Raw genomic sequence first — 9,988 nt, 5'->3', positions numbered from 1 at the left:
ATTCCTCTAGCCCTCGCGTGCAGGTTCAGCGGCCGCGCAGCAGCGGGTGCGCGGCACGCGGTTTGACCGGCCGGGTCGCCGGTGCCGGCCGGTGCAGGCCGATCGGCCACCGCTCGTGGTGCTCGAACGGCGTGGCAGGCAGGTGCGTCAGCGGCCGATCGGCGCCGAGCGCGGCCCAGTCGACCTCGACGCCCCGGCAGTGCAGGCCGCCGAGCAGCCGGGACAGCCCGTCACCGGCGAAGTCGCCGCAGAAGCGGATGGTGAAGTCGTGGTCGGGGACGCCCTGTCCGCCCAGGTGCAGCGGGGTGTCGGGCTCGCCGAACTCCCCGTCGAACTCGTGGGGGTTGATCGCGCCCGCGACGGCGGCCGCGGCCAGCTCGCCCGAGCCGTGGCCGATGACCAGGTCCGGGTAGATGCCCCACTCCGCCAGCAGGGTCGCGAGCGCGTACTGCGGCACGAAGCCGGGCGCGTCGATAGTGCCGTCGAGGTCTTCGACGATCAGCTCCAGTGCGGGAATCCACCGGCACAGGGCGTCGAACCAGTCACCGCCGGGCTTGTCGTCGGTAAACTCGAACGCGAGCACCGGTGCGTCCGCAGCCACGAACTGCTCGGCTTCCGCGAGGTTCTCCAGCAGTTCTTCGTGGCTGGAACCCACCGAGAAGAGCCGGTGCGGGTAGTGCGTGCGCGCGACCCGCGCGGTGTGGGCGATGTCGGCGAGCGGAACTTCCGGGTTCTCACGCAAAAAGCTTTGATACCGCAGGGACAGGCCGGTCAGCGAGGACGCCGAACGAGCCGACAGCACGAGTACTTCCGGGCCCTCACTTGGTTCGGCGACCTCCGCGGCCGCGGAGCCGACCACGAGGTGCACGTTGTTGCCGCCATACCCGAAGGAGTTGATACCCGCGATCCGCGGACCGTCCCAAATGCACGGTTCAGCCGGGATCTCCACTCCGTCCCCGAGCCGGACCTGCGGGCTCAGCCGTTCGACCGCGACCGGCGGAATCCAGCCGTGCCGCAGCACCAGGATCGTCTTGATCAGCGAGATGACGCCGGAAGCCGCTTCCAGGTGCCCGATACCCGCCTTGACCGAGCCCAGCCGCAGCGGTGTCTCGCGCGCGCCGCCGAAGACCCGGGACAGGGCGCCGACCTCCACCGCGTCACCGATGGCGGTGCCGGTGGTGTGCGTCTCGACGTACCCCACCTCGGCGGGCTCGACGCCCGCCTTGCGCAGCGCCAGCCGGACGACTTCCTCCTGTCCGGCCGCACTCGGCGCGCCCAAGCCGTTGCCGCGCCCGGAACCCGCCATCGCGGACCCCTTGAGCACCGCACGCACCGGCCCCGGCTCGTCACCGCGTCGCAGGACCACCAAGCCGCAGCCCTCGCTGCGCACGAACCCGTCGGCAGCTTCGTCGAAGACCTTGCTGCCACCGGTCGGCGAGAGCAGGCGGGCGTGCGAGTTCGCGATGTCCACTTCGGGCGACAGGCACAGGTTCACCCCGCCCGCGATGGCCAGGTCGCATTCGCCGTCGAGCAGGCTGCGCATCGCCTGGTGCACCGCGACCAGCGAACCGGAGCACGCGGTGTCCACCACCACGCTCGGGCCACGCAGGTCGAAGGTGTAGGACAGCCGGTTCGCCAGCAGGCTCAGCCCACCGCCGACCAGCGAGTAGATGTCCACTTCGGCCGGGTTCTGCAACAGCATCCTGGCGAAGTCGCTGTTGCCGGCGCCGATGAACACGCCGGTGCGGCTGCCCGCCAGGTCCGCCGGGACCAGCGCCGCGTCCTCCAGCGCCTCCCAGGCGACCTCCAGCACCAGCCGTTGCTGCGGGTCCAGCCGTTCCACCTCACGCGGGGTGATGCCGAACAGCTCGTGGTCGAACCGGTCCACATCGGACAGCAGGCCGCCCCAGCGGGAGCAGGTCTTGCCGACCACACCGGGTCGCGGGTCGTAGGTCGCTTCGACGTCCCAGCGGGAGGACGGCACTTCGCCGACTTCGCTGCGGCCCTCGCGGATGAGCCGCCAGAACTCGTCCGGTCCGGCGATGCCGGGCAGGCGGCAGGCCATCCCGGCCACCACCGTGCCGGTCATCGCGCGTCCCCGGTCCCCTCGCCCGCTCGTTGTTCGACCAGGTGGCGGGCGAGATCGCGGATGGACGGGTATTCGTACAGCGCGGCAGCGGGCACTGGCACGCCGAGCAGCACCGAGAGGTTGCCGGTGAACTCCGCGCCCCGCACCGAATCCAGGCCTTGCGTGCTGAACGGCTGGGCGCGGTCGATCGCGGCACTGTCCGCGCCGAGCACCCGGCCGACGTTCTCCGCGAGCAGGATCTCCATCGCCTCGGCGGTGCCGGACCAGCCGTCCTCGAGTTCGACCGGACCGCCCGAGCGCTCACCCGTGCTCGCCCGCCACTCGTGCAACGCCTCCAGGCTGCCCGCGAGGAACCGCGCGCGGCAGGCACGGCGCTGGATCTTGCCGCTGGTGGTCTTCGGCAACGCGGTCGGCTTGGTCAGCACCACCACGTCGACGGTGATCTCCAGTTCCTCCAGCACTCTCTTGCGGACCGCTTCCACGATCGCTTCGAAGTCGCTGTCCCGGCGGGTGCGGACCTCCTGCACCACGACGAGCCGCTCGACCCCGGCCACGGGCACCGAGAACGCGGCCGTGCCGCTGGCGCGGTTGCGCGGGTGGCACGGGCCGACCAGGTGCTCGATGTCGGACGGCGCGTAGTTGCGGCCGCGGATGATGATCAGGTCCTTGTACCGCCCGGCGACGTAGAGTTCGCCGTCCTGCACCAGGCCCATGTCGCCGGTGCGCAGGTAGTGCGCGTCGCTGCCCGGCAGGGTGGCGCGGAAGGTGCGCTCGGTTTCCTCTTCGCGGTTCCAGTACCCGGCGGGCAGGCTCGGGCCGGTCACCCAGATTTCGCCCAGCGTGCCGTCGGGGCAGCGGTCGAGCCGTTCCGGGTCGACGATGGCGAGTTCGTGGCCGCCCAGCGGGACACCGCAGCCCACCAGCCGCTTGCCCGCCGCTTCCGGCTCGTCGGTGTCCCAGGTGCGCTCGATGACCACCGGGCGGCTGCCCGAAAGCGGAACCGCGGCAGCCAGCGTCACCTCGGCCAGGCCGTAGCAGGGCCGGAAGGTTTCGGGCTGGAAGCCGCGGGGCGCGAACTTCTCGGTGAAGCGCTCGATGGTCTCGGCACGCACCGGCTCGGCACCGTTGCAGGCCTGGCGCCAGCTCGACAGGTCCAAACGGGACAGTTCCTCGTCGGTGACGCGCTCGACGCAGAGTTCGTAGGCGAAGTCCGGCGCGGCCACCATCTCACCGCGGTAGGCGCTGATCGCTTCCAGCCAGCGTGCGGGCCGGGTGACGAAGTCGCGCGGGGTCATCAGCACGGCGTGGTAACCCATCACCGCGGGCATCAGGATGAACGCGATCAGGCCCATGTCGTGGAACGGCGGCAGCCAGGACACCGCCACGCTGTCCGCGGTCAGCTCGAACCGGTCGTACATGTGCCCGACGTGCCGCACGATGTCGCGGTGGCGGACCATCACGCCCTTGGGCGCACCGGTGGAGCCGGAGGTGTACTGCAGGAAGGCGAGGTCTTCGCCGCCGATCTCCGGCGGGGTCCAGGAGCCGGTCAGCTCGTCGTCCACCGTGTCCACGTCGAGCACGAGGAAGTCGCGCTCTGCCACGGTTTCGGCGAACCGCTCGGCGACCGTGGCCGCCATGCCACCCGCGGTCAGCACCGCGCCGGCCCCGGAGTCGACCGCGATCGCCGCCAGTTCCCGCGACCGGCCGTGCTGGCGCGGCGGGTAACACGGGACGGCGGTGGCCCCGGCGTAGAGGCAGCCGAAGAACGCGGCCACGTAGTCCGGGCCGGGGTTGATGGCGAGCAGCACCCGCCCGCCGGCCAGGCCGTCCGCCTGCAGGCGGGCGGCCACGCGGCGGGCGGCGGCGTCGAGACCGGCGAAATCGTAGCGCGCGCTTTCGCCCTCACCGTTTTCGAGAAAGGTGAAGGCGGGTTTTCCCGGGGTCGCGTCCGCTGTTCGGCGGACCGCGTCGACGACGGTGGAAAACGGCATGGCACGGCCCCTGTCCCCAGTGGTGGATCGGTTTTACGAGCGCGGTTCACCCAGCGGCAGCACGACCCGGCCGTAGCTGCCGTTGATCAGGTAGGCGGCCCCGGTGTAGAGCCCCAGCAGGGCCGCCACCAGCGCGAATACCCCGCCCACCAGGTCGACGGGCGGCGCGACGGCGTACTGGCCGATGGTGATGAACAAATACATCAGCGTGGTCAGCACCAGCAGGCCGAACACCGCCCGGTTCTGCCGCCGCGCGGCGACGGTGACGAAGAGCGCCACCAATCCCCACGCCAGGGTGAAACTACCGGTGGCGGCAGTGACAGAATTACCAAAGTTCGCCACCAGTTGCGGCAGGAACAGCCAGGTGTAGAGCGAGTAGCTGAGCCAGAACGCGGCGAACGAGGTGAAGGTGACCGCGGCGAAGAAGTTACGCTGGGAAAACGCCCAGATGCCGGCGATGAACTGCGCTACCCCACCGAAGAAGATCGCCGTCGGGAACACCGCGACGATGAAGTTGAACGACACCAGCCCCGCGTGGAACACCGCCAGGATGAACAGGGTCGTCGAGAAACAAAGGTAACCCAGCGCCAGGTAGGCCGAACTCGGCCTGCTCGACGGTGCCGGTTCGGGAATGGGGGCTTCGACCGGCGACCCGGCCTGCCGGGGCTCGGACTGGACTGTGGTCATGGGGTTCGCCTTCCGCCGCGGGAAATCGCCGCGGGAGGGCCCGGACCGGTGCTACCCCCAATGCGGCGTTCCTCGATTCGATGCGGCCGATGCTAGGGCGCCGGAAGACGGAACCGAGAGCTACGAAGGCGCGCCCCATTCGTTTCAATCCGTCACCCCGTCGGCGCGCCCCGGACGGGGCGCCCCATCCGGACCGGCGCTCTCCCAGAGCACGCTGAGCATCCGGTGCAGGTTCGCCCGGTCGTCCCCGTCGAGCGGCGCGAGCAGGTCCTCGGCGAGCTGGTGCTGGGCGTCGAACAGGCGCGACATCCGGGCGCGGCTGTCCGCGGTGAGCCGCAGCAGGGTGGCGCGGCGGTCCTCGGGATCGGGCTCCCTGGTGATCAGCCCGTCGCGTTCGAGCGCGTCGACCATGCTGGTCACCGAGCGCGGGCTGACGCCGAGGTCGCTGGCGAGCCTGCCCATCCGCGCGGGCTCCAGCTCACTGACCGTGACCAGCAGCCGGGCCCTCGCCTCGGACAACCCGATGGTGGCCCCGAGCAGGCGGTCGGACTGCAGGCACAGCCGGCGCGAGGTGTCGAAGAGGAGCGCGACGATGTCCCTGGCGGGGACCTCGTCGCGCACGGTGCCGGGTTGACGACCGGAAGCGGGGGCGGACATACTCCCGATATTAGTGTACTTCCTCACTATCTACTAGTTCACAATGAAGTCCACGACGAAGTAACACCAGGAAGGGGCTCGCCATGTCCGACCAGACACCGGCGCTGGTGGTCGACGGCCTGTACAAGCGCTACGGCGACGTCGAGGCGGTCAACGGGCTGAGCTTCTCCGCCCGGCGCGGCACCGTGCTCGGCCTGCTCGGGCCGAACGGCGCCGGCAAGACCACCACCGTGCAGATCATTTCCACGCTGCTCCCGTTCGACCGCGGCACGGTCACCGTGCTCGGCAAGGACGTGGTGCGCGACGCCAGGGCGCTGCGCTCCGAGATCGGCCTGACCGGCCAGTACACCGCGCTCGACGAGTACCTCACCGGCTACGAGAACCTGGAGATGATCGGCCAGCTCTACCACCTCAGCGCGGCCGACGCCAAGCGCCGGGCGAACGAACTGCTGGCCCGCTTCGAACTCGTCGAAGCCGGGAAGCGGCTGGTCAAGACCTACTCCGGCGGGATGCGGCGGCGCCTGGACCTGGCTGCCAGCCTGATCGTGAACCCGGCGCTGCTCATCCTCGACGAGCCGACCACCGGCCTCGACCCGCACAGCAGGCTGACCGTCTGGCAGATGGTCCGCGAGCTGGTCGCCGGGGGCACCTCGCTGCTGCTGACCACGCAGTACCTGGAAGAAGCCGAGGAACTGGCCGACGACATCGTGGTGATCGACGGCGGCACGGTGGTCGCGCAGGGCACCCCGGATTCGCTGAAGACGCAGGTCGGCGGCGCGCGCCTGGAGGTCCACCTGGCGCCGGACAGCCGGACCACGGTCGCGCTGGAGGCGCTCGAGCGGTTCAGCACCGCGCCCGCCGAGGTGCACCCGGAGACCGGGGTGATCACCGTGCCCGCGCTCAAGGAACCGCGCCTGTTGGCGAAGGTGATCCGCGAACTCGACGACCAGGAGATCGAGGTCGAGGACGTCCGCCTGCGCGAACCGACGCTCGACGAGGTCTTCCTGACTCTGACCGGCAAGAACGCCGCCCCCGCCGAACCGCAGCAAGCCTGAGCCCGACCGAGGAGACACCGTGACCACGGCCGAATCCCTCGCCCCCGTCCGCCCGCTCCAGCGCGGCCGGCTGCAGTGGGCGATCACCGACACCCTGGTGCTGACCAAGCGCAGCCTCCGCCACATCCCCCGCATCCCCGACCAGCTGATCTTCGCCACGGTCAACCCGATCATCTTCGTGCTGCTCTTCCGCTACGTCTTCGGCGGCGCGATCGGCACACCCGGCATGACCTACCCGGACTTCCTGATGGCGGGCATCTTCGTGCAGACCGTCGCCTTCGGGGCGGTCAACTCCGGCGTCGGCCTGGCCGAGGACATGCACCGCGGGCTGGTCAACCGGTTCCGCTCACTGCCGATGGCGCCGTCGGCGGTGCTCACCGGCCGCATCCTGGCCGACGTGGTGCGCAACTCGATCATCATCGTCACCGGCGTGCTGATCGGCCTGGTGGTCGGCTTCCGGCCGACCGCGGGCATCGCCGGCTGGGTCGGCGCGATCGCCCTGTTGCTGCTGGTCAGCCTCACCTTCTCGTGGGTGTCGTCGACGATCGGGCTGATGGTGCGCAACGCCGAGGGCGCGCAGTCGGCCAACTACATCTGGCTGCTGCCGCTGACCTTCGCCAGCAGCGCCTTCGTGCCGACCGAGTCGATGCCGGCCGGGCTGCGGGTCTTCGCCGACTACCAGCCGATCACGGTGATCGTCGACGCGGTCCGCGGTTTCCTGCTCGACGAGCCGCTCGGCTGGCGCGGCTGGGGTGCTTTCGCCTGGTGCGCGGTGATCGTGGCGATCTGCGCGCCGCTCGCGGTGCGCAAGTTCCAGCGGCGCGCGATGAACTGAACCCGTTCCCCGCGAACACCCACCAAGCCCTCCCGCTCATCATGTGGGAGGGCTTGGTTTTCGCTGTGCCGCCGTGTTGTTGTGAGTGGCGGGCCCACGCCGTTGAACAATGGTAAGGCGACATTTCCGGCGGAACTGCTACCAAGAGCGATTGCCTGATTACTGCATACCACAGCGCTTACCCGAAGAACAGAGGAAATCTCTCACACCTTCGGGGGTAGGAATGAAAATCAATCCTGCTTTGGGGGCAGGCGTTGTGAATGGGTGAATCCGATGAATCAGGAGAGCTCGAAGAGCATTTCGGTCATCGCTGGGGCTGGAGTGGACATCCGCATTCTCATCGTTGGGCAGCACGAGGTGGTGCGGCGCGGGATCGAGGCGATGCTGCACTCGATCGCCAACGTCCGGAACGTGCTGAGTTGTACCGACCACGACGAAGCCGGGCGGCTGATCGCCGCGCACCGGCCCGACGTACTGGTGGCTGGCCTCGGGGGTGGCCCAGGACTGGAGCCGCTGCTGGAGCAGGCGCGCCGCGCGCGCGCCAAAATCCTGTTGCTGATGCGCGATCCCGGTGAGGCGGAACTGTCGGCCGCCGCGCAACTGCCGGGGGACGGCTACCTGGTCGAGGCGGACCTGACCGTCCCGGTGCTGGAGGACACGCTGCACCGGCTGCTGGTGGACCAGGTGCCGATGCCCTCGGCGATGGCCCGCGAACTGCTGCACCGGGCGGGCCGCGGCAGGTCCGCGGTGCCGACCCCGCGCGGCACCTACCACTCGCGGCTGACCCGCCGCGAACTACAGGCGCTTTCGCTGCTGGTGGAAGGGATGAGCAACAAGCAGATCGCCCGCGGGCTGGAGATCTCCGACCACGCGGTCAAACGGGTGATGGCCAGCATGCTGGTGAAACTGAACTGCGCCAACCGGACGCAGGCGGTGGCACTGGCGCTCAAGGGCGGCCTGGCCGGCGCCGGCACGAGATGACGGGGGTCGGCATGGATTTCAGCCTGCTCTACTTCGCCAACCGCGAAGTGACCGATCCGCCGAAGGAGTACGACCTGCTGCTCGATTCGGCGCGGTTCGCCGACGAGCACGGGTTCACCGCGCTGTGGTTGCCGGAGCGGCACTTCCACCCGTTCGGCGGCGCGTACCCGAACCCGGCGCTGGCCGCCACGGCGCTGGCCGTGTCGACCAGCCGGGTCCGGTTGCGGGCCGGGAGCGTGGTGTTGCCGCTGCACGATCCGCTGACCGTGGTCGAGGACTGGTCCTTCGTGGACAACCTCTCCCGCGGCCGGGTGGACCTGGCGCTGGCCACCGGCTGGAACGCCAACGATTTCGCGCTCGCGCCGGACCGGTACACCGGGCGGCGCGAGTACGTGTTCGAACACCTGGACACGCTGCGCGACCTGTGGGCGGGCAAGCCGATGACCCGGGTCAACGGCGAGGGCGCGGACGTGGAAATCACCACGTACCCGCGGGCGGTGCAGCCGGACTTGAATCTCTGGCTGACCTGCTCGTCGAATCCGCAGAACTTCGCCGACGCCGGGGCGCGCGGGATCAACGTGCTGACCGCATTGCTGTTCCAGGAGGTCGACGACCTGGTGCCGCGGATCGAGGCCTACCGCGAGGCGCGGGCGGCCGCCGGGTTCGACCCGGACGCGGGCACGGTGACGGTCATGCTGCACACCTTCGTCGGCGAAACCGACGACGCCGTCCGCTCGACGATCCGCGAACCGTTCCTCGGGTACCTCGAGTCCTCTGTGGACCTCTGGCGCAGCAAGTGGCCGGAGCTCAACGACGCCAAGCAGGGCAACCTGCTCGACCACGCCTTCGAGCGCTATTTCCGGTCTTCGGCGTTGTTCGGCTCGGTCGCGCGGTGCGCGGACTTCGTGCGGAACCTGTACGAGGTGGGTGTGGACGAGGTGGCTTGCCTGATCGACTTCGGCGTGCCGGACCAGCTGACGCTGTCGTCGCTGGAGTACCTGAACCAGGTCCGGCTGGCGGTCGACACACCGGGAGGGCTGCCATGTCGGTGACCACCGCGTACGTCAGCGATCTGCCGCTGGAGTGGACCTCGCCGGTACTCACTTCGCGTTCCCCGGTCGAGCCGGGGGTCGTGCTGTGGGACCTGGACCTGGTCCTGCTGCCTTCACGGCGGCTGGACCGGGAGGCGCACCGGGTCGCGTTCGCCAGGGTGGTCGGGAAGCGGCCGGTGCACGAACCGCCGATGCTGGACCAAACGGACCCGCTGTACGCGGTGGAGCTGTTGTGTCAGAACGGCTTCGCCCGCATCGGCGCGCGGCGGACATTGCCGGTCTATTTGCCCGCTTTGACGACCGCGTACCGCGCCCTGGCGAAGCGGCGGCCCTGGCTGCTGCCTCGCCCGTGCCCGGACGCCTTCGCCCGCCTGCGCCGGAGCGCGACGGTGCCGGGCGCGTTCATCACGACGAAGCTGCGGCCGAACGCGCTCCTGACCCTCTCGGCGACGGGTTTGGACCAGTACCTGGACCCGTCGGCGGGTGCTTTTGGCTCGGACCATGTGGACCGGGCGAAGCTGGCCGAGATCGCGCTGGCGAGGGCGGAACGGAAGTACGGCGTGGAACGGGTAGGCGCCGTCTTGTAGGTCTGGTTGATGGGTTCCTGGCGGCGCGGGCCTTTTACTTTTGCGGCCCGCGCT

At 69.8% G+C, this 9,988-nt stretch carries 9 protein-coding genes; 5 read left to right on the top strand and 4 right to left on the bottom strand.

Going from position 1 to position 9,988, the window contains the following annotated elements:
• Positions 1–25: 25 nt before the first annotated feature.
• The 4 genes from JOM49_RS14420 to JOM49_RS14405 form a co-directional block, all read right to left on the bottom strand.
• Entirely contained in the window at positions 26–2,089 is a 2,064-nt protein-coding gene (locus JOM49_RS14420) for a type I polyketide synthase (RefSeq protein WP_209664789.1), read from the bottom strand.
• Positions 2,086–4,080: an AMP-binding protein gene (locus JOM49_RS14415; protein ID WP_209664788.1), complete on the bottom strand. Its 1,995-nt coding sequence runs from the start codon at positions 4,078–4,080 to the stop codon at positions 2,086–2,088. The genes JOM49_RS14420 and JOM49_RS14415 overlap by 4 nt, the downstream gene beginning before the upstream one ends.
• Before the next feature lie 33 nt (positions 4,081–4,113).
• Entirely contained in the window at positions 4,114–4,767 is a 654-nt protein-coding gene (locus JOM49_RS14410) for an acetate uptake transporter (RefSeq protein ID WP_209664787.1), read from the bottom strand.
• A 144-nt stretch (positions 4,768–4,911) separates the two neighbouring features.
• Positions 4,912–5,424, bottom strand: coding sequence for a MarR family winged helix-turn-helix transcriptional regulator (locus tag JOM49_RS14405; RefSeq protein WP_209664786.1), 513 nt, complete (start codon positions 5,422–5,424; stop codon positions 4,912–4,914).
• A gap of 83 nt (positions 5,425–5,507) precedes the next feature.
• On the opposite strand from JOM49_RS14405, the gene JOM49_RS14400 reads away from it, so the two are divergent.
• The 5 genes from JOM49_RS14400 to JOM49_RS14380 all read left to right on the top strand — a co-directional run bounded on the left by JOM49_RS14400 (position 5,508) and on the right by JOM49_RS14380 (position 9,934).
• Complete coding sequence (locus JOM49_RS14400; protein ID WP_209664785.1) at positions 5,508–6,479, top strand: ATP-binding cassette domain-containing protein; 972 nt, start codon at positions 5,508–5,510, stop codon at positions 6,477–6,479.
• A 19-nt stretch (positions 6,480–6,498) separates the two neighbouring features.
• Positions 6,499–7,314 (top strand): ABC transporter permease, encoded by an 816-nt coding sequence (locus JOM49_RS14395; protein WP_209664784.1) that lies wholly within the window; start codon positions 6,499–6,501, stop codon positions 7,312–7,314.
• 273 nt (positions 7,315–7,587) lie between these two features.
• Entirely contained in the window at positions 7,588–8,295 is a 708-nt protein-coding gene (locus JOM49_RS14390) for a response regulator transcription factor (RefSeq protein ID WP_209664783.1), read from the top strand.
• Positions 8,296–8,306: 11 nt separating this feature from the next.
• Positions 8,307–9,347, top strand: a complete 1,041-nt coding sequence (locus JOM49_RS14385; protein ID WP_209664782.1) for a MupA/Atu3671 family FMN-dependent luciferase-like monooxygenase — start codon at positions 8,307–8,309, stop codon at positions 9,345–9,347.
• Positions 9,338–9,934 (top strand): HAD family hydrolase, encoded by a 597-nt coding sequence (locus JOM49_RS14380; RefSeq protein ID WP_209664781.1) that lies wholly within the window; start codon positions 9,338–9,340, stop codon positions 9,932–9,934. The genes JOM49_RS14385 and JOM49_RS14380 overlap by 10 nt, the downstream gene beginning before the upstream one ends.
• Positions 9,935–9,988 lie beyond the last annotated feature (54 nt).

This window comes from Amycolatopsis magusensis (assembly GCF_017875555.1).
GTDB lineage: Bacteria > Actinomycetota > Actinomycetes > Mycobacteriales > Pseudonocardiaceae > Amycolatopsis > Amycolatopsis magusensis.
Note: the sequence above shows the minus strand (reverse complement) of the source record. Positions and strands in the feature narration are given on the sequence as shown.

Coding starts and splice junctions, on each gene's coding strand:
- JOM49_RS14420 (WP_209664789.1), bottom strand. CDS start 2,089: ATGACCGGCACGGTGGTGGCCGGGATGGCCTGCCGCCTGCCCGGCATC.
- JOM49_RS14415 (WP_209664788.1), bottom strand. CDS start 4,080: ATGCCGTTTTCCACCGTCGTCGACGCGGTCCGCCGAACAGCGGACGCG.
- JOM49_RS14410 (WP_209664787.1), bottom strand. CDS start 4,767: ATGACCACAGTCCAGTCCGAGCCCCGGCAGGCCGGGTCGCCGGTCGAA.
- JOM49_RS14405 (WP_209664786.1), bottom strand. CDS start 5,424: ATGTCCGCCCCCGCTTCCGGTCGTCAACCCGGCACCGTGCGCGACGAG.
- JOM49_RS14400 (WP_209664785.1), top strand. CDS start 5,508: ATGTCCGACCAGACACCGGCGCTGGTGGTCGACGGCCTGTACAAGCGC.
- JOM49_RS14390 (WP_209664783.1), top strand. CDS start 7,588: ATGAATCAGGAGAGCTCGAAGAGCATTTCGGTCATCGCTGGGGCTGGA.
- JOM49_RS14385 (WP_209664782.1), top strand. CDS start 8,307: ATGGATTTCAGCCTGCTCTACTTCGCCAACCGCGAAGTGACCGATCCG.
- JOM49_RS14380 (WP_209664781.1), top strand. CDS start 9,338: ATGTCGGTGACCACCGCGTACGTCAGCGATCTGCCGCTGGAGTGGACC.